Origin of the sequence: Arthrobacter zhaoxinii, assembly GCF_024385505.1 — a bacterium.
Classification (GTDB): domain Bacteria; phylum Actinomycetota; class Actinomycetes; order Actinomycetales; family Micrococcaceae; genus Arthrobacter_B; species Arthrobacter_B zhaoxinii.
This window is the reverse complement of the sequence record NZ_JANFLT010000008.1, coordinates 49710-70669: the sequence shown is the minus strand read 5'-3', so window position 1 is coordinate 70669 and position 20960 is coordinate 49710. Positions and strand designations below refer to the sequence as shown.

General features: G+C 63.7%; 21 protein-coding genes. 9 read left to right on the top strand and 12 right to left on the bottom strand.

The features are described from left to right. Nucleotides 1-106: 106 nt before the first annotated feature. The 3 genes from accC to NNX37_RS16130 are packed head-to-tail and all read right to left on the bottom strand — an operon-like array spanning nt 107 to nt 3538. Nucleotides 107-1483 carry an acetyl-CoA carboxylase biotin carboxylase subunit gene (gene accC, locus NNX37_RS16140; RefSeq protein ID WP_255793775.1) on the bottom strand — a complete coding sequence of 459 codons (1377 nt, stop codon included), beginning with the start codon at nt 1481-1483 and terminating at the stop codon, nt 107-109. Then, nucleotides 1473-2009 (bottom strand): acetyl-CoA carboxylase biotin carboxyl carrier protein, encoded by a 537-nt coding sequence (gene accB, locus NNX37_RS16135; RefSeq protein WP_255793774.1) that lies wholly within the window; start codon nt 2007-2009, stop codon nt 1473-1475. Before accB ends, accC begins: the two co-directional genes overlap by 11 nt. A gap of 2 nt (nt 2010-2011) precedes the next feature. Continuing rightward, entirely contained in the window at nt 2012-3538 is a 1527-nt protein-coding gene (locus NNX37_RS16130) for a pyruvate carboxylase subunit B (RefSeq protein ID WP_255793773.1), read from the bottom strand. Between the two features lie 524 nt (nt 3539-4062). Between NNX37_RS16130 and NNX37_RS16125 the strand changes: the two genes are divergently transcribed. From NNX37_RS16125 to NNX37_RS16110, 4 genes are all read left to right on the top strand, one after another. Beyond that, the gene (locus NNX37_RS16125; protein WP_255793772.1) at nt 4063-5418 is read left to right on the top strand and encodes an MFS transporter; all 1356 of its coding nucleotides are present in this window, start codon (nt 4063-4065) and stop codon (nt 5416-5418) included. Between the two features lie 156 nt (nt 5419-5574). After that, entirely contained in the window at nt 5575-6366 is a 792-nt protein-coding gene (locus NNX37_RS16120) for an SDR family oxidoreductase (protein ID WP_255793771.1), read from the top strand. A 392-nt stretch (nt 6367-6758) separates the two neighbouring features. Further along, on the top strand, nt 6759-6959 hold the full coding sequence (locus NNX37_RS16115) for a hypothetical protein (protein ID WP_255793770.1): 201 nt from the start codon (nt 6759-6761) through the stop codon (nt 6957-6959). A gap of 125 nt (nt 6960-7084) precedes the next feature. After that, a complete protein-coding gene (locus NNX37_RS16110; protein WP_255793769.1) occupies nt 7085-7330 on the top strand; it encodes a hypothetical protein in 246 nt (81 codons plus the stop codon). 99 nt (nt 7331-7429) lie between these two features. Here NNX37_RS16110 and NNX37_RS16105 read toward each other — a convergent pair whose 3' ends face one another. The 3 genes from NNX37_RS16105 to NNX37_RS16095 are packed head-to-tail and all read right to left on the bottom strand — an operon-like array spanning nt 7430 to nt 9474. Further along, complete coding sequence (locus NNX37_RS16105) at nt 7430-8197, bottom strand: SCO1664 family protein (protein WP_255793768.1); 768 nt, start codon at nt 8195-8197, stop codon at nt 7430-7432. Next, complete coding sequence (locus NNX37_RS16100) at nt 8197-8757, bottom strand: DUF3090 family protein (RefSeq protein ID WP_255793767.1); 561 nt, start codon at nt 8755-8757, stop codon at nt 8197-8199. The genes NNX37_RS16105 and NNX37_RS16100 overlap by 1 nt, the downstream gene beginning before the upstream one ends. Nucleotides 8758-8772: 15 nt before the next feature. Continuing rightward, a complete protein-coding gene (locus tag NNX37_RS16095) occupies nt 8773-9474 on the bottom strand; it encodes a histidine phosphatase family protein (protein ID WP_255793766.1) in 702 nt (233 codons plus the stop codon). A 96-nt stretch (nt 9475-9570) separates the two neighbouring features. On the opposite strand from NNX37_RS16095, the gene NNX37_RS16090 reads away from it, so the two are divergent. From NNX37_RS16090 to NNX37_RS16080, 3 genes are all read left to right on the top strand, one after another. Continuing rightward, complete coding sequence (locus tag NNX37_RS16090) at nt 9571-10038, top strand: nucleoside 2-deoxyribosyltransferase (protein ID WP_255793765.1); 468 nt, start codon at nt 9571-9573, stop codon at nt 10036-10038. Nucleotides 10039-10410: 372 nt separating this feature from the next. Beyond that, nucleotides 10411-11751 (top strand): APC family permease, encoded by a 1341-nt coding sequence (locus NNX37_RS16085; protein WP_255793764.1) that lies wholly within the window; start codon nt 10411-10413, stop codon nt 11749-11751. 131 nt (nt 11752-11882) lie between these two features. Further along, nucleotides 11883-12725 (top strand): MerR family transcriptional regulator, encoded by an 843-nt coding sequence (locus NNX37_RS16080; RefSeq protein ID WP_255793763.1) that lies wholly within the window; start codon nt 11883-11885, stop codon nt 12723-12725. 16 nt (nt 12726-12741) lie between these two features. On the opposite strand, the gene NNX37_RS16075 is transcribed toward NNX37_RS16080, so the two are convergent. Beyond that, nucleotides 12742-13218, bottom strand: coding sequence for a hypothetical protein (locus tag NNX37_RS16075; RefSeq protein ID WP_255793762.1), 477 nt, complete (start codon nt 13216-13218; stop codon nt 12742-12744). 99 nt (nt 13219-13317) lie between these two features. Then, a complete protein-coding gene (locus NNX37_RS16070; protein WP_255793761.1) occupies nt 13318-13902 on the bottom strand; it encodes a DUF3060 domain-containing protein in 585 nt (194 codons plus the stop codon). A 336-nt stretch (nt 13903-14238) separates the two neighbouring features. Here NNX37_RS16070 and NNX37_RS16065 point away from each other — a divergent pair, with 336 nt between their 5' ends. Beyond that, nucleotides 14239-15150 carry an ABC transporter ATP-binding protein gene (locus NNX37_RS16065; RefSeq protein ID WP_255793760.1) on the top strand — a complete coding sequence of 304 codons (912 nt, stop codon included), beginning with the start codon at nt 14239-14241 and terminating at the stop codon, nt 15148-15150. Further along, on the top strand, nt 15147-16733 hold the full coding sequence (locus NNX37_RS16060) for an ABC transporter permease (RefSeq protein WP_255793759.1): 1587 nt from the start codon (nt 15147-15149) through the stop codon (nt 16731-16733). Before NNX37_RS16065 ends, NNX37_RS16060 begins: the two co-directional genes overlap by 4 nt. A 15-nt stretch (nt 16734-16748) precedes the next feature. Here NNX37_RS16060 and NNX37_RS16055 read toward each other — a convergent pair whose 3' ends face one another. The 4 genes from NNX37_RS16055 to NNX37_RS16040 form a co-directional block, all read right to left on the bottom strand. After that, a complete protein-coding gene (locus tag NNX37_RS16055) occupies nt 16749-17678 on the bottom strand; it encodes an acetamidase/formamidase family protein (RefSeq protein ID WP_255793758.1) in 930 nt (309 codons plus the stop codon). A 132-nt stretch (nt 17679-17810) separates the two neighbouring features. Then, nucleotides 17811-18644 (bottom strand): SDR family oxidoreductase, encoded by an 834-nt coding sequence (locus tag NNX37_RS16050; protein ID WP_255793757.1) that lies wholly within the window; start codon nt 18642-18644, stop codon nt 17811-17813. Between the two features lies 1 nt (nt 18645). After that, nucleotides 18646-20031, bottom strand: coding sequence for a flavin-containing monooxygenase (locus NNX37_RS16045; RefSeq protein ID WP_255793756.1), 1386 nt, complete (start codon nt 20029-20031; stop codon nt 18646-18648). A 109-nt stretch (nt 20032-20140) separates the two neighbouring features. Further along, nucleotides 20141-20929 (bottom strand): hypothetical protein, encoded by a 789-nt coding sequence (locus tag NNX37_RS16040; protein WP_255793755.1) that lies wholly within the window; start codon nt 20927-20929, stop codon nt 20141-20143. Nucleotides 20930-20960: the final 31 nt, after the last annotated feature.

Sequence of the window (20960 nt, the reverse complement as noted above, 5' to 3'; positions counted from 1 at the left end):
GAGCTTCGCGGATCCACCGATGCCCTTGGCATCAGGTGGATCACCGGGAGGTGCCGCCGGGAATCCACCCGGACGGCACCTCGCCCTGCCCCCTCAACAAAGGTCCCTAGATGTCAGATGTAGCAGCCTGACTCTCAAGGAACTTTGCGACGAAGGCGGTGTTGAAGTCGCCGCTGCGGAACACGTCACTGTCGAGGATGCTGGCCTGGAAGCCGGCAGTCGTCGTAACGCCTTCAACTTGCATCTCCTCGAGGGCCCGCAGTGCACGGGAGATGGCTTCCTCACGGTCATTGCCCCAGACGATCAGCTTGCCGATCATCGAGTCGTAGAACGGCGGAATCACGTATCCGGTCTCAATGTGGGTATCAAGACGGACGCCAAAGCCGCCGGGCGCGCGGAAGGACTCGATGCGGCCGGGCCTCGGCATGAATCCCTTGGCGGGATCCTCAGCGTTGATACGGCACTCGATCGCGTGACCGCGGATGTGAATGTCATCCTGGGTCAGGGGCAAAGGGTTGCCCGCCGCTATTTCAAGCTGGAGTTTGATGAGGTCGATGCCAGTGATCATCTCGGACACCGGATGTTCAACCTGGATGCGAGTGTTCATCTCGATGAAGTAGTACTTCCGCTCGATGTTGTCGAACACGAACTCCACTGTTCCAGCGTTGCGATAGCCGACTTCCTGGCACAACGCGACTGCCGCATCAGCAAGACTTTTCCGCAGCTCGCCATCAAGTACCGGCGAGGGGGCCTCCTCGACGAGTTTTTGGTTGCGCCGCTGAGCGGTGCAGTCACGCTCACCCAGGTGCACAGTCGATTGGCCGTCGGACACGACTTGGATCTCGATGTGGCGGATGTCGGTGAGGTAGCGCTCGAGGTACACCGAACGGTCGCCGAAGGCGGTCTCCGCCTCGGCCATAATCTCGCTGAGATCCCGTTCAAGCGTCTCCGCCGATTCGACAACCCGCATGCCGCGGCCGCCGCCGCCCGCGGAGGCCTTGATGAGCAGGGGATAACCGACGTCGTTTGCCACAGCAACCGCCTCGGCGTGCTCAGCGATGGCACCGTCCGAGCCGGGAACTGTCGGAACGCCGGCACGGCGTGCGATCTTCTTGGCCTGGATCTTGTCGCCCATGCTTCGGATGATGCTCGAAGTGGGGCCGACGAATCCGACACCCTCGGTCTCGCACATCTCCGCGAAATCCGGGTTCTCGGCAAGGAAGCCGTAACCGGGATGAATCGCGTCGACTTTGAAAGCGAGTGCGGCGCTGATGATGGCACGCGGGTCTTGATAGCTCTTCGCCGCGCTGGCCGGCCCGATACAGACCGCCCGGTCCGCAAGCTTCACGGGAAGGGAGCCCCTGTCGGCCTCGGAATAGGCCAAGACGCTGGTGATCCCCAGTTCCTTGCACGCACGGATGATGCGGAGGGCGATCTCGCCCCGGTTGGCGATGAGAACGCTGTTGAGTTGCTTAGACGTCACGCTTGATCACCATCATCGGCTGGCCGAACTCGACCGCTTGGTTGTTCTCCACCAGAATCTCGGTCACGACGCCGTCAACCGTGGCTTCCACGTTGTTCATCAGCTTCATGACCTCAAGGATGCCCAGGACAGAGTCCGGCGAGACACGCTGCCCCACGTTGACGAAAGCGGGGGCCCCCGGCTTGGGGGACGCGTAGAACGTTCCGACCATCGGTGCAGTAATGACCACTTCGTCCTCCGCGGCGGGAGTTGCCGTCGGCTTGGACGGTACGTCGGCGGCTGCAGGGGCGGGAGCTGCCGCGGCCGACGGCGCTGCGGCCGGTACGGGGGCGGGCTGCTGCGGCGCGGCGACGGGCGCAGGTGCTGCGGGGGCCGGCGCCGCGGGTGCCGCGAGGGTGCGCTCGTTTCGGGACACAAAGAGCTCGACGTCGCCGTACTTGATGGAGAGCTCGCGCACGTCGGGGTTGACGTTCACCCACTCGACGAGGGACTTGAGCTCGCGGACGTTAGGCTGGTTCAGCGTCATGGTTAGTTCTCTCCTTTGAGGATGTTGATGTGCAGGTCTCCGGCGGTCAGGGAATTGACTCCGGGCCTGCCGTTTTCGTAAAGCGCCTTCACGATTCCCAACAGGGGCATCGGGATTTCGTCTGGATTGCCGCCTTCGGCCACGGTCTTCTTCATTTCGTCAACCTGATCGCCCGCGAACATCGCGCGCAGCAGATGGAACTCGATGGGCTCGTCGGGGTACTGCGCGGCAAGGTCATCGAGCATGGGCTCAGGTTCCGAGGGCTCCAGCGGGATGTCGGAAGCACCGTTGTCGATGATCTTCTGCCGCAGCTCGGGGTCGATTTCGGCAAGCAGTTCACCGTAGTACCCGAGGACGTATTTTTTGATCTCATTCGGCACGATCTTGTATCGTTCACCGATCGAGACGTTCATTGCCGCCTGGGTGCCCACGAACTGGGCGAACGGGGTAATCATGATCGGGTAGGCAAGTTCGGAGCGTACCCGGGCAATTTCGACCAGCAGCTCTTCATAGCGATCCCCGAGTCCGGCGGTCGCGAGCTGCGAACGGAAGTTCGACAGCATCCCACCGGGGGTTTGATGCATGAAGTGCATCCCGTTGTATTCGACCGGCTCGCCGAGCGGCTTATCCTCGGTTTCAGCGATCGTGCGGATCTTGTTGCTGATCTCACCGATCTTCGCGTCATCGAGCTTCACCGTGTAACCCAGGGCACGCAGATCGCGAACCACATTCTGCACGGAGGGCTGACCGTTTCCCGCTGCGAGAGGGGCGACTGAAAGGTGCAGCGAGTCGGCGCCGGCCTCTGCCGCTTCGAGGCACACCAGTGGTGCCAGGCCGGTGAGCGAGTGCGTGTGGACTTCGAGCGGACGTCCGCCCATGACCGCTTTGAGCGCAGGGACGAGCGAGCGGATGCGTTCGGGCGTGAGCAGACCGCCCGCATCCTTGAGCATGATGCGGTCCACGTCCGCTTTCTCTATGAGCTCCTGCGCCTTCGACACGAAGAGTTCATCGGTGTGAACAGGACTCTCGCAGAAGGAAACCGCGCCGAATGTTTCAGCTCCCAGTTCCTTTGCTCGGCGCAGTCCCGGGGCGATGTTGTCGATGTCGTTGAGTCCGTCGAAAGAACCGATGACCCGGAAACCGTTCGCGTACAGGCGTTCGACCCAGGCCATGATCACGTCATCGGGAAGGAAATCGAAGGCCGCGATATTGCGTGAGCGGATGAGTGCCCGGAACTTGGTGTTCGGGGCGAGCTCATGGGCCCTCCGCACACGTTCCCACGGGTCTTCCTTGAGGTAGCGGACCGCGACGTCGAACTGGATGGGCGCAACGAGATCGACGTGCTCATACCCGACCGCATCGAAATCGGCGGCAAGCTGCTCAATGTGTTCGGTCCGCATCCTTGTGGCCCAAATGCTCTGATGTCCATCACGCAAAGTGGTGTCGATGATCTTGATCTCGCGACGGCTGTTGGCGGGGCGGCCGCCACGGCTCATCACGGACGCAATGGTTTCCGTATCGTTCGTCAACTCTGGCCTCGTTCCTCGGCGTCGTCGGGGCCGCCGTGTTGGTGAAATCGTATTCACGCCCTATGAAATCGTATTCACAACGCGACGTCAACCCCGTAATGTGACATTTGACACGTGCACCCCATGTCGATGAAACTGACATCTCGTTGACGGCGGACGAGGCCCGGAGCCAGCGGTTGATCACCGCTGCCGACACCCGGCCTCAACCTCGGTCGGTCGTTGCCGCCTGCATCCAGGGGTGGCGAACTGTCCGGGCAACCTTGCTCAGTAGCCGGTCGGCCGGCCCCGGATTGCACACGATCAGCTGCTGAGTATGGCATTTCATCTTCACAAGGATGTGACTAATCGTCTTGTCGTCCGTGGGCACGGAGGTCGGGATGAACTTCGTACGGTGAAGCAGGTGAGATTGGCAAATGTCGTGCTTAGGATCAGCGTTTTTCCATAAAAACCTGACTAAGGCGCTGCGAAGGTATTGAAATTGAACGCGACACAATCTCGATATGAGAAGGATTAAAGGGACTGCAATGACCAAATTAGATGCGAATAACTCCGCCGTTGAAACAGATCAAACAGCTCGTAAACAGAGCCGAAGATCTCTTCGTGCCAGTACGATTGGCCAGTTGTTGGAGTGGTACGAATGGAGCTCCTACGCGGTGTTCGCACCTTTCATCGCGGCCGCGATGTTCAACCAGTCAGACCCTGCCTCGGCTCTCCTTTCGACGTTGGCAGTCTTCGCAGTCGGCTTCCTTATGCGGCCGCTCGGCGGCGTTGTGTTCGGAGCCATCTCGGACCGTAAGGGACGAAAGAAGGTCATGATCACGACGATGATCATGATGGCCCTGGCCTCCGTTGCAATTGGGCTCATGCCGTCGTACGACACCATCGGTCTGGGCGCTTCGATCGGCCTGCTCCTGGTCCGGATGATTCAGGGCTTCGCCCACGGTGGCGAGTCGGCCACGGCGAACAGTTATATTCCCGAGATTGCTCCCCGCGAGAAGCGTGGGCAATGGGGAAGCCTCGTCTTCGTTGCCATCTTCGGTGGTTCAGTCATTGCCTATGTGCTGGGCGGCATCATCTCGCTTGTTCTCGCGGAATCGCAAGTGGCCGAGTGGGGTTGGAGAATTCCGTTCTTCCTGGGCGCATTCGGTGCGGTGTTCGCTCTCTACCTCCGGCGCGGAATGCACGAATCCGAAGTTTTCGACGAGAAAAGCAACGAGACCGTTGGGTCGCCGGTTCCGGTATCCACGCCGGCGCTGGAAGGTGCCGCAGGTCCAGACACCGGAGCTCGGAAACCTCGTCCACGCTGGGTCTCCATCCTCCTCATCATCGGAATGGTCTCGGGTGTCACGGCAGCGCACTACACCTGGTCCTCCTACGTGTCCACATACGCCATCACGCAGCAGGGAATGTCCATCCAGGGTGCGTACTGGGTGACTGTTGTTGCGCAGATTGTTGCTCTCGGCACACTCCCGCTGTGGGGCAGGCTTTCCGACCGTATCGGAAGGAAGCCGGTAATCTACTTCTTCGCGATCGCGATGGGTGTATTCCAGATCCCGCTGATGGCGATGATCACTGATGAGCCCTGGACGCTGCTGGTCGCTTCGACAGTCGCTCTGGTTATCGTGGCGGCCTCGGGTTCGCTGCTCTCCTCAATTATGTCGGAGGTCTTCCCGACATCGCAGCGCACGCAAAGCATCGGCCTCGCCTACTCCGTTTCCGTCGCTGGGTTTGGCGGCACCGCACCGTACGTGTATCAGCTGTTCGTGTCGATGGATCTGACCTGGCTGTCCGGGGCGCTGGTTGTCATCCTCTGCATCCTGACTTTCGTTGCAATGAAGTTCTTGCCGGAAACCAAGGGCGTGGACCTGAGGACCGTCTAGTTTGGCAGGTCAGAGTTTGTTGTAGACCCCTAGCCGCCGTCGCGCACCTAATCCGATGGATGCAGGTGAGCGACGGCGGCATGTCCTGTGGTGGGCTGTACCTGCCAGCCCTCCAACCCCGTTCCGCAAGCAACTGAAGGCGAAAGCAGATTACCTATGATTACGTCATCCCGCACTTCCGTCCTGGATCTGTTCCGGTTGGACGGCAAAGCAGCACTGATCACTGGCGCTTCGCGCGGTCTCGGCCGCTCTATGGCACTCGCCCTGGCGGAGGCGGGAGCCGATATTCTGGCGGTTGACCTCGATGGCCTCGAGCAGGTCGCCGAGGAGGTGCGGAGCCGAGGGGTTAACTGTTCCACTTGTACAGCCGACCTCAGTGTTCTGACGCAGGAGACCGCAGCGGAATTGATCTCGTGGACCCGAAACGAATTCCCGCAACCGACAATCCTGGTCAACAATGCAGGTATTATCCGCAGAGGTCCGGCTGTCGAAACAACAAAATCAGACTGGCTAGCAGTGATGGATGTAAATCTCACTGCCCCTTTCCTGCTTAGCCAGGCTTTCGCTCTTGGCGTTATCGCAGCAGGTGATGCTCCCGCCAGTATCATCAATATCGCATCGATTAATTCCTACCAAGGGGGCGTGGAAGTTCCTGCCTATGCGGCCTCCAAACACGGGTTGCTTGGCCTCACCAGGGCGCTGGCGAATGAATGGACACCGCAGGGCATTAGGGTCAATGCAATAGCGCCCGGCTACATGGAAACGGACTTCACCCTTGCTCATCGGGAAAATCCTGTGCGGGCGGAAAACATGTTGAACCGTATCCCCGCTAACAAATGGGGACAACCGGAGGATCTTGCAGGTGCAGCCGTCTTCCTTGCCTCAAACGCAGCTGCCTATGTGAGCGGCACTGCCCTTACTATCGACGGCGGCTGGCTGTCTCGGTAGCGGATAGCAGCCGTTCACTGCGTACACCAGTGAACCCGTCCTCGGTGAACGCACGCCGGCTGCCGTGACGAGCCCCGTGGCCCGGAAGGCCATGCGTGGCTCCGCAACAGACAGAATCAGTTTGCGTCGGGGGCTGACGCACGGGCTTCAAACATCGGTTTATCTAAACAACTGGGAATTCTTCGCAATGCAGCCGTGATTTGTATTTCCTTTGTTATGTTGTGTCCATGAAACGGTTCACGGCTACAGCATCTTTGCTAATCGCCACTCTGTTGGTAAGCGGGTGTGTCCCGCTTTTTGGCTCTGGATATCAAGAGCTTGACGACAATACCCCCAGCGATGACGTACCCGATTCGTACTGGGAACCGGACCAAGATGAGATCCGCAGGCTGATGAATGACGCATTCCCTGAAGCCCCCGGATGGACTTGTCGGTACAGTGAAACGTTCAACTACGACTGGCACGACGACGTCGTTTGTAGCAACGGGATGGAATCACACCGCCCCTATCTTCTGGAGGGATACGATTTCGTCACCTATGACGACATCATGGCAGCGGCGGCCGACTACGAACTGTATCTGAACTCCCAGTAGGACGGATTTAGCAGCCGGTGTGTTGCCGTCACGCCAAGGCGACCCCGAATAACCGTCATGGCACGACGGCTCCACTTGGACGGTGGGATACGCTGAGCCGGTTGTCATCTTCAGGGGGGAAACTGATGAACCGTCCGCACCCGGTCGCCGGAATGTTCACCGCCACGCTGGTGCTGTGGCTTGTATCTGTCGGCTGCACACTATTTGCCGCGTTCACGGTTGGGATCGACCCGGCCGCCGGACTCGCGGGGCAGCCGTCGCTGCTGGCAGTCTTTGCCGCTGTTGCCGCCGTAGGAGCGGGCATCTTTGCCATATGGACTGGTTGGCGGGCCTGCCGGGCTCTGGACTATCTGGTGCGCACCGTTCGGTGACGTGTGTGGAGAGCTTGGGGTTGGTACGGAAACGGTCGTCCGGTTAGGGAAACAGGCAAAGAAATCGCCCTCAACCGGTAGTGCCCAAGTGTCGCTGACCTAAAACAACGGCCAGGGCACCGCGGGCATGTCACCGCTCGGAGCCGGAAACCGGCCAGCCGAACGCAACCGGGCGCAACGAGCAGCAAACGACGCGACTTCCTCAGCGGTAAGCAGCTTCGCCAGGTCCCGGCCCAACTCGCCCTCGAGCCCCGAGAGAACCCGGTCAACACCCGCAAGTTCCTCGACGCTCAACGCATCCCCGATCCACCCCCACAGCACCGTCCGCAGCTTGTGCTCGCTGTGGAAGGTCAGCCCGTGGTCCACGCCGTACCGGTGCCCGTCGGACATGGCCAGGACATGGTCGCCCTTGCGATCGGCATTGTTGACGAGAACGTCGAACACCGCCATCCGCCGCAGCGCCGAAGTGTCTTCGTGAATGAGGAAGACGATCCGCCCGGTTTCGTCCTGACCCTGGAGGACCTCTTTCCATCCGGTGCCAGGCACGTCGTCCGCCGACACCAGGTCGACCGCAGTCTGCTCGGGGTCGGTCTCCTGCCAGAGCTGCACCATGCCCTCGCCGAACCGGCCGTCCCGCAGCCAGGTGCGCGGCACGATGTTCCAGCCGAGAACCTCTGACACCAGGTAGGCGGCGACCTCCCGGTGCGCGAGGCAGCCGTCGGGGAAGTCCCAGAGCGGTTTCTCGCCGGCGATCGGTTTGTACACGACCGCCGCGTCGCCGATGCTGGCCAGGAAGGTGGCGTTGGACGCCGTCGTCAGGCGGCCGGTGAGCGTCAGCTCCGCGGTCACCAGGTCGGGCGCGGGCATCAGGCCTCGGGGAAGGTGCAGGTGTGCCCGTCGGCGTCGATCGGCTGACCGCAGATCACGCAGATCGGACGCCCGGCGCCCACCACTTCCCGCGTGCGCTTCGCGAAGGCCCGGGCCGTGCCGACCGGCATCCGCACCCGCAGGACCTCTTCGGCGTCGTCGGTCGCGTCGTCGTCATCCTCGAGGAAGCCGTCGTCGTCCTCATCCACCTCTTCGAGAGGGTAGGCCTCGATGACGACCTGCGCCGTCGTCGGATCCCAGCCCAGGCTCATCACCCCGGCGCGGAACTGTTCCTGAACGGCCTCGAGATCGTCATTGTCCACGAGCTCCAGGGGAGTGCTCGCGGGAACATGGAAGGGGTTGCCGTCGACGGTCATGAGCTGGTCGAGGATCTCGTCGATCTTCTCGGCGAGCTGCGCCGACTGCAGCTTCTCCAGGGCGATGCTGACAATCTGCTTCCCGGCGCGCACCTGCAGGTAGAACGTGCGCTGGCCCGGGACGCCGACAGTGCCGACGACGACGCGGTCCGGCCAGTCGAAATCGTGAACGGTTGTAGGCATGGAACTACTCTAGGCTCATCGGGCCGGCGGTGCCGCGTGACCTGCACCACCGCCGACCGGCGCATCGTCCGACGTCGGCCTGGCCGCCAGCCAGGACAGGTCCCCGGCGTCGGTGTTGGTCGCCAGGACGGTGGGACGTCCCGCGCCGTAGTGCACGATCGACACGGAGGCCGGGCCCACGTTGATGCGTTGGAACATGTCCAGGTGCATGCCGAGCGCGTCGGCAAGGACCGACTTGATGATGTCCCCGTGGCTCACCGCCACCCACGCGGCCCCCGGCCCGTGCTCGGCTTCGAAGGCTGCATCGTGGCGCCGGATTGCCGCTACCGAGCGGGCCTGCATCGCGGCCATGGACTCGCCGCCGGGAAAGGTGACGGCGGAGGGCTGTGACTGCACCGTCGCCCACAGCTTCTCCTTCGCGAGCTCCTCGAGCGTGCGGCCCTGCCAGGAGCCGTAGTCGCACTCGGTGAGGTCGACGTCGACCGGTGCATGCGGGGTGCCGGTCTGGCGGTCGAGGATGAACTGCGCGGTCTGCCGGCAGCGGTCCAGGGGACTGGATACCACTCCGGCGAGGGGCACGACGGCGAGCCGGTCGCCGGTCGCGGCGGCCTGCTCGCGGCCCACCTGGTCGAGTTCGACGCCGGGGGTCCGGCCGGCCAGCACTCCGGTGGCGTTCGCTGTGGTGCGGCCGTGCCGTACGAGGATTACTGTTGCCATCTCCCCAGAGTAGTACCGGCGTGAAACCGCCCGGTGCGGACGAGAACGGTGCAGGGTGTGCTCCACATGGGCGCCGGGCCGGCTTAGTAAGGAACAATGGCCCGCAGTTCCAATCACGAGGGAGAAGCTTTGAAAAGGTTCTATGTCGCGTCGAGCTTCAGAAATATCGCCAATGTCCGGTACGTCGCGCAGGCCCTGGAAAGCAAGGGCTATGTCAACGCGTACGACTGGACCCGGAACGCGCCAGCGCGTGACGCGGGAACAGTCACCCTCGATGATCTGCGCTCTATCGGGCAGCGGGAGAGAGATGCAGTGATGGGGGCCGACGTCGTCGTTATCCTGCTGCCTGGCGGGAAGGGCACGCATGTTGAGCTTGGCATCGCCATCGCTCAACGCAGAAGAACCATCCTGCATGCGACGGACGAGGACCTCAATAACCCTGAGACCGCCAGCACGTTTTACCACCTACCTGAGTTGGAAAAGTGCCACGGAACTCTAGACGATCTTCTGGCTATGATCGCGAAGCGCCCGTTGTCTCGGTCTGACCCGGTTCTGCGGCAGTGAGTGACCGGCTTCCGGGGGTACAAAGCCGTTTGCAGTGGGCTTCCTCTGCGAGGATACGGATGTGAAAAAGAGCCACAAACCGCGACGACCGGACGTGACGACGCTGGAGCTGATCGGGGGTCCCGAGAGACTCGAACTTCCCCTCCACAGCTACGACGATCGGTGGCCGGGGATGTATCTCATTTACCGTCATCGGATTGCTGGCGCCATCGGGACATCGTACTTCGAGATCGAGCACATCGGCTCGACGGGTGAACGACGATAGGCCTGCGAGCCGGTAAATAGTGCTCGACTACTTGCCTCAACGCTTTTGGTGCACTGGATTTCGCCCAAGTGGTTGCGCAGGGACGGCAAACGGAATCCAATAGCCCAATGACGAAGGATTCCGGCACCGCCACATCAAAAACACCAACCGGACTGAAGCGGGCAATTGGTACGCCGCTGCTGTTCGGGTTTATCGTGGGCGACACCCTCGGCGCCGGCATCTACACCCTCGTGGGTACCATGGCGGCCGACGTCGGCGGTGCGATCTGGATACCCCTGCTGATCGCACTGGTCGTCGCGCTACTCACCGCCGCGACCTACGCGGAACTGATCACCAAGTACCCGCACGCTGGCGGAGCCGCTCGCTACGCCGACCGGGCTTTTGGCATCCCCTACGTGTCATTCCTCGTCGGCTTCCTGATGATGGCCTCAGGGATCACCACAGCCGCTGCCCTCGCGAACGCCTTCGCAGGCGATTACCTCACCGCGCTCATCGACGTGCCAGCCGCCCCCGCAGCGATCGTATTCATCATCCTGCTGACCCTGATCAACCTCCGCGGCGTCCGGGAGTCCCTCGGCGCCAACCTCGTAGCTTCCGTCATCGAGGTAACCGGTCTCGTCATCGTCATCGTCGTCGCCGCCATCGTCCTCGCCTCCGGCAACGGGGACCCCTCCCGGCTCCTTGAGTTCGCACCCGACGTACCGCCGTTCCAAGGCGCCTTCGCCGCATCGATCGTCGCGTTTTTCTCTTTCCTGGGCTTCGAGGCGGCAGCAAACATGGCCGAGGAAGTACGTAACCCCTCCAGGGCCTACCCTCGCGCACTGTTCGGTGCGATCTGCACCGCCGGGGTCGTCTACCTCCTCATCGCTCTCGGAGCGGTCATTGTTATGCCCCCGGCGGAACTGGCCGACTCCACCGGACCCCTGCTCGACGTCGTTGCCGCCAGCGGCGTCGGAATCCCGCCCGGACTGTTCAGCATCATCGCCCTGATCGCCATTGCCAACGGAGCACTGCTGTTTATGGTTATGGCCAGCCGTGTCGGCTACGGATTAGCGGAAGCGGAGCTGCTCCCTCGCGCCTTCGCCCGCGTGCTGCCAGGCCGTCGCACTCCCTGGGTCTCCATTGTTGTGGTTGCCGGATTGACGATCGTCCTTACCCTCCTTGGAAATGTCGCCACATTGGCCGAAACCACCGTGCTGCTCCTACTCCTGGTGTTCCTTTCTGCCAACGTCAGCGTCCTTGTCCTCAAAAAGGACAAAGTCGACCACGACCACTTCAGCGCCCCCCGGATCCTGCCGGTCCTCGCGATCATTGCGAGCATCGCACTCCTCACACAACAAGCCGGGATCATCTGGCTCGGCGCCGCCGCCTACGTAGTGGTCGGATCCTTGTTGTTCCTCGCTGCCCGGGCCGGACGCAAACACGAGGAACGCACGAGCGCCAGCTGACGCCTGAGAGCCCACACAGCCGCGCCGGGTGAAGCGCGGGGGTAGGGTAGTGCGAAAGTTGCCCCGTCCGCAGCGTGATGGAGTCCGATCGAGGCACGACGTCGTCCCGCCCGTTAAGGAAGGCCCTGCACATGCACTCGTCCCTTATCCCGCTCCCGCCGCGTCAGGTTGAGATCGGTGACGCGGCACGGCTTGCCGGCACCACTCCGGAAGCGATTCGCCGCTGCCACGAGTCGGGTCTGCTTCCCGAGACCGCACGGGACGGAGAAGGCCACCGCCGATACGGCTATGAGGATATGATCCGGCTGCTGTGGATCCACAAGATGCTCGACGCCGGGATGGCCGTGGACGACATACGTGAAGTCTTTGCTGCCGCGGCTCCTGCTGGTGTCGACAGCGGCCGCGACGCCGCCGTCGTGCAGCGCATGCGCACGGTGGGGGGCCGGATGGGTCTACTCTCCGACGTCGTCACCGGCCGTCTCAAGGGACTGCCGGAGGGCTTGCTGCGCCAGGCGGACCTGGACAGCCTGCTGGTCATCGAGCGGATCTTCGGGCCACTAGGGGCGGCCGTCAATGCGGGCCGTTACATCGCCCTGGCCGCTCATCCGGGTCTGCGGGAGGAATCCGACCGCGCGGAGGCTGCCGAGGAGGCACTCGATGACACGGTCGCCGTAGACGACCCCCGCGTGGCGCAGGCCGCTGCCGAACGGCACGCCTTCGAACTGAAGCTGGACGCCGTCATCAACAAATCCGGCCAGGCGCAGAGCGACAAAGCACTTATCGATTCCTGGGATGCTCAGCACCCTGCTGCCGCTGAAGGTGAGAATGCCCCCGGCCACGGCGCTGGCGGCGGGGAAAAGCGGGTGAGCCTCATCGAGGCCATTGGAATGATGCCCTACGACTACTCACCGGCACGCCTGCGCTGCATGGAATTGACCGGAGAACTCGCCGCCCGGGAGTCACCCGCTTCCTAGACAGGACCCGCGGCGGCTAGGTGGCAGAAACGGCAGCTACGCCATCGCCGGGTCCATGCTTGACGAGCGGGTCTGACGTGCCGGTGAGGCGGGTGCCCTGCTCGGTCATGGCGGCCATTACCAGCACACCAAACTCGAAGCCTGAATACCGCGCCCGCTTAAACAGGCCGGCCTTCGGTTCAGCGTGCCCGCCGGGCCCGATTGCCGATACAAAGATATCGCTGGCCTCGTCACCGCTGGCAATGAAGGTCACCCGGCGCTCGAATATCTGCGATTCGAAGCGGGCGCGCAGCTCAACGATGAACTCGCCACCGACTTCCACGTCAGGATGCAGAACACTCCCGTCCCCCAAGGCGACTTCGCCGGCGGGTTTCAGTGTTCCGTCAGACTGGCGGACCAGTATCGTCGCGCGACCTTCCCGAACCTTGCCGTCTTTCGCCCATGCAACATCATCACGCGGATAACTTCCCAGGGTCACCTCGTCTACGTTCACAACGCCCTCTCTTTTTCGAAGCTGTAGGGCACAACGTTACGACGGTATTCGAGGTCCTGCCGTAATGGCGCGGTGAGTGTTATCTGCCCACGCCCGTCGTCATCGGACTGCGACGGAGTTTGTACCCTCGGTTTCGATCACGGGGTCCCCGGAGGTGTAGGTGACGCTGTTGTTCTCGCCTTCGACGTCGATGTCACCGGTCTGCTCGACGCCGACGGTGTTCGCGGTTCCGTCCACGTCGATGTCAGGCACATTGCGGAGGGTGACTTCATTATTGCTGCCCTCAATGTCGAGGCTTTCCGAGTCCTCCCCGGTGACTGAGTTGGCATTGCCGTCGACGTCGATGTCTTCACATTGACCAGTCGCCTGTACGCTGGCGCCACTTGTCTCGACGTCGATGTCCCCACCGTCTGAGCAGGTAATGCTGACGCTGGTGTTCGCTTCCGTGATTTTGTGTTCTTGCCCGCGGCTGAGGGTGATCGTTGCACCGGATCCAGTGGGCGCGGATGAGGCGCCTAAATCTGTCGGGGAGGCCGTGGCGGTGTTGTCCGGTGTTCCGACGGCAGTTGATGATGCGGTTCCGGTTTCCTCGGGTGTCGGCGCCGGGTCAGCGGTGCATCCGGTGATGAGTGCCAAGCCCGCGACGGCGGTCAGCACGGGTGCGGAGATGCGGCTTCGGTACATGCGGGTTCTCCTCAGCTAGCGGGCTGGGTGTTGGTTGGCCTGCCCGGCGGGAACCGCAACTGCTGCAGCAGTTCCTCATCCGGGGGCCCTTCCGCTTTCCGTTCCATTCTCCTGCATCTCGGGCAGGACGGCCACGCATCTCCGCGGAAATGCCGGGCGGATAGGTCCCGCTCATGCTGGGGGGCCGCCGCGGAACTCCAGGACCGATGCGAGCCCTACGAGCCCGTCAGCTAGTACTTGATCCGGGCGTTTGAGCCGCCGGAACTCCCCGCTGCCATCGCCGTCGTGCCGGATTGCCAGCAGACTGGCTGTAAGGGGCTAGAGAACGGGGAGGCCATGAGCGCGGAAGTGGTCATCAGTGTTCAGGGGTTGGAGAAGTCTTTCGGGAAATTCCCGGCATTGAACGGGCTGGACCTGCAGGTTCAGCGCGGGCAGGTGCACGGCTTCCTGGGACCAAACGGTGCCGGGAAGTCAACAACCATCCGCGTGCTGCTGGGATTGTTGAAAGCCGACGCCGGAACCCTGCAGGTCCTGGGACAGGATCCGTGGCGGGAAGCCGTGCCGCTGCACCGGCGGCTGGCCTACGTGCCGGGTGATGTGGCGTTGTGGCCGGGGATGACCGGCGGGCAGGCCATCGACCTGCTGGGCTCGCTCCGCGGCGGGCTGGACGAGCGGCGGCGGGCGGAACTGCTGGAGCGGTTTGAGTTGGACCCGGCGAAACGCGGCCGGCAGTACTCCAAGGGAAACCGGCAAAAAGTGGCCATAGTGGCGGCTCTGGCCTCCGACGTCGAACTCCTGGTCCTGGATGAGCCAACCAGCGGCCTGGACCCGCTGATGCAGAACGTCTTCCAGGAAGTGATCGGTGAGGCCAAGCACCGCGGCACGACAGTGCTGCTCAGCAGCCATGTCCTCGCGGAAGTTGAAACCCTCGCGGACCGGGTCAGCATCATCCGGGACGGCCGGATCGTGGAGGAAGGCACGCTGGCCCAGCTGCGCGGGCATACCACCACCTCCGTCCATGCCACGCTGAAACGTGCCCCGCAGCCCGGCCAGCCGGCCGTGTTCGAGGATGTGAACCTCGACGGCGACAGGCTGACGGCCGTGGTGGACTCCGCGCGGGTGGGTGAGGCAATGACAGCCCTCATCCCCTTCGGTATTACCTCACTGACCGTTGAACCGCCCTCGCTGGAGAGCCTGTTCCTGCGGCTGTACGACGACGGCGGCCCCTCCCCGGGGGCGCGCCCATGAGCAGCGCCCTGACGGGGAGCGCACCCCTGCTGCGTGCAACCGTCCGGTTCGACGGGCGCCGGTTCGTGCCTTGGATCCTGATCACGACGGCGCTCTCCGCGTCTTCCGTGCTGGTCTACCCCTGGGTCTTCCCCACCCAGCAGGACCGCCTCGGGCTGGCCCTGGCCGTTGGCTCCAACCCTCTGGGCCTGATCTTCGGGCCGGCCTACAATCTCAGCACAGACGACGGATTCAATGCCTGGCGCAGCCTCGCCCTGGGCGGTTTCCTTGCCGCCCTCGGATCGATTTTCACCGTCACCCGGTCCAGCCGCGGCCAGGAAGACTCGGGACAGGCAGAACTCCTGGCCTCCGGCGTACTGGGCCGGGGCAGTCGCCTGCTGGCGGGAGTCAGCCTGGCCCTGATCGGCTCAACGGCCCTCGGCGTCGTCGCCGGCACGGTCACGCTCTGGTGCGGCGGCACCTGGACTGCCTCCCTGCTGCTGGCCGCAACGTTCACCGCCACCGGGTGGATGTTCGCTGCGGTCGCCGCCGTGGCCGCGCAGCTGGGAACTGATGCACGGACGGCGAACTCGCTGGCTGTGGGCACCTTCGGCGCGCTGTTCCTGCTGCGGGGCTTCCTGTATTCGATCGAGGCGCCGGAGTGGACATCCTGGATCAATCCGCTGAGCTGGATGACGGAAACCCGGCCGGCCAGCGGCAACCACTGGTGGCCGCTGCTCCCCGCGGCGGCCCTCACCGGAGCCCTGCTCGGTGTTGCCTTCCTGCTGCAGTCGCGCCGCGACTTCGGGCAGGGGGCGATCGCTCCCCGGCCCGGACCGGCCCGGGGGAGGATCCGAACTCCGTGGGGCCTGGCGGTCCGGCTGAACCGCGCCCCGCTCCTCACCTGGACCATTGTGTTCCTGGTTGTCGGAACGGTCTTCGGGTTTTTTGCCCGCTCGTTCAAGGACATCCTCAGCGGCGACAGTGCTGCCGCCTCGGTTCTCGCCTCCGGCGCCACCACCCCCGAGGCCCTTGCGCCGGCGTTCCTGGTGACGATTCTGAGCCTGGCCGGGATCATCGCCGCCATCCCCGGGGTGCAGATCCTGCAGAAGGTGCGGACCGAGGAGCTGGAGGGCAGGCTGGAGCCGGTTCTGGCCGCCGACGTAAGCCGTCCGCGCTACTTCACGGCGAACGTTGTGCTGGCACTGGCCGCACCAACGGTCTACCTGCTTGTCGCCGGAACCATCATCACGGTGCTGGCCTCCGGCGAGCTGGGCATCGACGCCGGCAAGGTTCTGCTGCAGGCCGTGGCGGCCGTTCCGGCCGTGTGGACGGCCACCGCCGTCGCGGCAGCCGTCGTCGGTGCACGCCCCCGGCTGGTGATCGCGTCCTGGGCGGGCGTGTTCATTTCCTTCGTGCTGACGTTGCTGGGTCCGACGTTCCGGCTCTGGGACTGGGTGCTGGCGATCAGCCCGTTCTGGCACGTTCCCAGCGTTGCCGCCGACGACGCCGGGTGGACCGGGCTGGCGGGGATCTCCGCCGTGACCGCAGTGTTCCTGCTGATCGGGTTCACGGGCTTTCGCCGCCGGGACCTCGACGGGTAGCGATCCGTCGGCCGGTCAGAGGTTCATCATCGAGAGCGGAAGATACGCGCTGACGATCCAGTTGGGCGTATCCACAACCTCACTGATCTTCAGGTCCACAATGACCGAGGACAGCAGATACGCCTCCTGGGGTTCGATGCGGTAGGTGAAGCACATGTGCTCGATCATGTGCCGGAGTGCATTTCGGGCGGCCTCGTGCAGATCGGGCCCCACGCCGGTGGTGGCGTAGTATCCCTGATCCTCGATGCCGGGGCGGAGCGGTCCAGCGGTTTGGAACTGCGGTGAGGGGATGGACCGTCCCTTGTGCAGGGTGACCTTGAGCGCTCCGCTCATAGGAGCCTCGATGGCAGTGACGCAGACTTCCCCGTCCCCCTGGGCGGCGTGCGGGTCACCGAACATCAGTCGAGCTCCGGGCAGGCTGACCGGCAGGAAGATTTTGGTGCCCACCACCAGGTCGCGGATGTCCATGTTGCCGCCGAAGTTTCCAGGCGGCATCACGGGCAGAGGGTCCACAGTCGCCGGGGTGCAGGCCAGTACGCCCAGGAAGGGGCGCACGGGAACGGTTGCTACGTCCAGGAAGGCGGTGGTGGGACCCGTTGAAAGATCCCATTTATAGGCGAAGGGTTCGGAGAAGTCCTCCGGGAGGAGGCCGGCGCCGGGACGGCTGGCGGTAAACCCCCAGCCCAGCGGGGCGAACTCCAGCGGTTCGATTTCCAGCACGTCGCCCGGTTCCGCGCCGTGCACCATCACCGGTCCCCGCAGCGGATAGCTCCGGGCAGGATCGCTGGCGGGGACGGGCGTCCCGTTTTGATAGTCCTCCAGCTGCCCGTCGCCGGCATCCCTGACGTCAAAACTGATGGTGTCACCGCTGCTGACCGCCAGCACCGGCTCGTGCTGCGGCGTCCACAGACGGTTATAGATATCCGGTACTTCATGGTGCGCCATGGATGTGTCTCTTTCGTGGTGCGGGCTCCGGCGGCCGAGGCGCGTGCCCGGCAGCGAGCTGTTTCCAGCAGCGTACGGCCAGGGCTGTCCTGCGGAGTCATTCATGACGCGGCTCGGTCCCCTGCCGGAGCGTTACGAACCGGAGCCCGGCCGTCGGGTGAGACGCTCGGTGAGGAGCCGGTTCGCCCAGTTCGGAGTCACCTGGGAGAGCGCGGCCAGGAAGCGTGCCTGCGATCCGACAGCGTGGTGGACGTTGCGGGGCCACTTCGGGTTGCGACGGGACCTGATTCTGCGTTCCACAGCGGCGACAGCGGCTGCGGCAACATCGGTTTCGTTCAGCCGCACGCCGAACGACTTGATTGCTCCGATATTGACGCCCTTGACCATCCCGGTGTTGACGAACAGCGGCCACAGATCGAGCACGGCAATGCCATGCTCCGCCCATTCCAGCTCCAGTGCCTCGGTCAGGCCGCGGACCGCGAACTTCGTGGCGCCGTAGGTGGCAAGATCGGGCTGCCCGTAAATGGCTGAGGCGGATCCCAGGTTGAGCAGCACCGGCCTGGCAGCGTTCTTCAGGTACGGGAACGCGGTATGCGCACCATTGATCGTCCCAAGAACGTTGACGTCCACCAGCGCCCGGTGCCGTTCAAGATCCGTATCAACGAACGGGCCGGCGGCCAGCAGCCCGGCGTTGTTGACCAGAAGGTCCAAGTGGTCCTCGCAAACGGAGGCCAGGGCTTCGCGCCACTGCTGGGCATCACGGACATCGAGGAGCCCCGTGACGACCGTGGTGCCGTGTGCGGCAGCAATGTCCTTGAGTTCGGCCAAGCCGTGGCTTTCGATGTCGAAGGCGCCGACTATCCACCCATTGCGCAGCAGCCGGGCGGCGGTGGCGTGCCCGATGCCGCGGGCCGCGCCGGTGACGACGGCGATGGGCCGTGAGCGCTGCTCAGTGTTCCCGGCCATGTCAGGCCCCCACACGGTCGGTTGCGGCCTGCGCAGCGGTTCTGCGCCGCACTCCGGCATCGTGCTCGCGGCGCAGGGCACGCATGTAATCGACGAAATCCACCTGGATGGTGTGCCGCTTGCTGGCGACGTACCTTTTGGTGATCGCCTTGCGGTGGCGGTCGATCTCGGCGTCCATCGGGGCCCGCTCGGGCAGGGCATAGAGGCCCTGGAGATGATCGGCGGCGAGCTCGGACTGCCGCTCGGCGATCGGCATAACCGCGCCGAGCGGCTGGACCAGTCCGACGAAGTACAGCCCTGGCACCGTCGGGTGGAACATCCGATGGTAGAGCCGGATCTCGTTATCTCCGGAGGGGTCGAGGAAGTCAGCGTCAAAGAACGGGAACGAGATCTTGTAGCCGGTGCAGTAAATCACCAGGTCGGCCGCGACGCGGGTGCCGTCGGTGAAGACGACGCTGTCGCCGTCGAAACGCTGGATGTTGGGCTTCGGGACCACGTCACCGTGGGCCAGCCGGTCGAGTATCCGGCCGGAGACGGTCGGATGGGCCTGAGCGAACTTGTGGTCGGGTTCCTGGAGGCCGTAACGCGACATCGGGCCAGTGGCGGCGCGCATGATCACGCGGGCTACGCCCCAGCGGACCCGGGACGGGATCTTCTCGTGCGCTCCGATTTCGTCGAAGGGCTTGCCGAAGACGTACTTGGGAATGATGTGCACGCCCCGCCGATGGGAGAGGTAGGTCTCGGCCGCGTGGTAGCTGGCATCTGTGCAGATGTCCATGGCCGAGTTGCCCATGCCGAGCACCACGATCCGCTTGCCGGTGAGCTGTTGCTCGTCCTTGTAGTCGTGGGAGTGCATCTGTTCGCCGGTGAAGCTTTCGGTGCCGGGGAAGGCCGGCTCCGGCATGCGGGGATCCCAGTGGTGGCCGTTGGCCACGATGACCGAGCCGTAGCGCCGGGTCTCCGCGGTGCTCAGCCGAACCTCGAAGCCGCCGCCGGGTAGGGGGCGCACATGCTCCACGTCGGTGTTGAAGGTGATCCTGTCCCGGAACCCGAAGTGGTCGACGTAGGCGTCGAAGTACGCCGCGACATGGTCATGGCGTGCGAAATTGGGCAGGTTCGCGGGCATGGGAAAGTCGCTGAATTCCATCCGGCTGCGCGAGGTGTTGATGTGCAGAGACTTGTAGGCCGCGGACACCCCGTTGCTGTTGCCCCATACCCAGTTGCCGCCGACCCGGTCCGAGAGTTCAAAGCAGTCGAAGGCAAGTCCCCGTTCATGGAGAACTTTGGCCGCCGCGATTCCGGAGCAGCCTGCGCCGATGACGCATACGCGCTCGCGCTCGCTGCTGCCGAGTTCGTCAGTGGGCGGTGTGCTGTGGACTGTCGTCATTAGGGCTCCAAGCAGGTGGCTATGTTCGGGACTACGTGACGTACGTCACTGTAGGCTCACCCGGTCGCGCCCGGCGTCATCAACACCCCGGCAGCTGCATCGCGTCTGGCTACTTAATCCCGAAGTCGAAGCCGCCCTGGCGGTGCCCGAACCGCTCCCGAAGGAAGTTGCCCGTGTTGGTCAGCTCCGCGGAGGTGCGGCGGTGGCGGCTGGCATACAGCGTCTCGGCCTGTCCGGCAAGGAGCTGCAGCTGCTCGACCAGTTCCTCGTTGGGGGTCCTTCCGCTCGCCTGTTTGGTCTCCAGCATCTTGGGCGGAATGGCCACGTAGCTCCGCAGCACGCTGGGCAGGTATTCACGCACGGTGGCTGCCAGCTCGTACTCAAACTGCGGATCCCCAAGCGGCTGCCGCGTTTCCGCGTCGATCACCGCGTCCAGCGTCTGGCAGGTTTCCAGGATGCTGACATACGCCTCCGAGGGAAGCCGGTTCTTGTTCTTCCTGGCGAGGGCGGCTGACCATGCCAAAGCGGAGGGCAGGTCCTCCGTGGTTGCCCCTGTCGACGCCGGGTCGCCGGCCTGCCGGACCTGTGTTGGGGACTGGGTCATCATCTGCGGACCCCTACCTCTCGGGTGCAGCCAAAGGTCCCGAAGCATGTAGGAACGCATGGCTGACACGGCCACGACCCCGAGCATCACAAAGAACGAGAGAACGGCCAGCCCGCTGCTGTACCCGGCGACGGCGGCTGCAGCCAGCACGAGCGCGACGTAACCCGCGCCCTCAAGGATCACCTTCCCGTTTTTTCTGCGCACTCCGATCATCAGGACCAGGAGAGGCACAAAAGGAAAGAAGAAGAGGGCGACGGAGACTTTGAAGATGTTCCCCAGAGTAAGGCGAGACATCGTTATCCTCTCGTGGAATCTTCACCGGTGC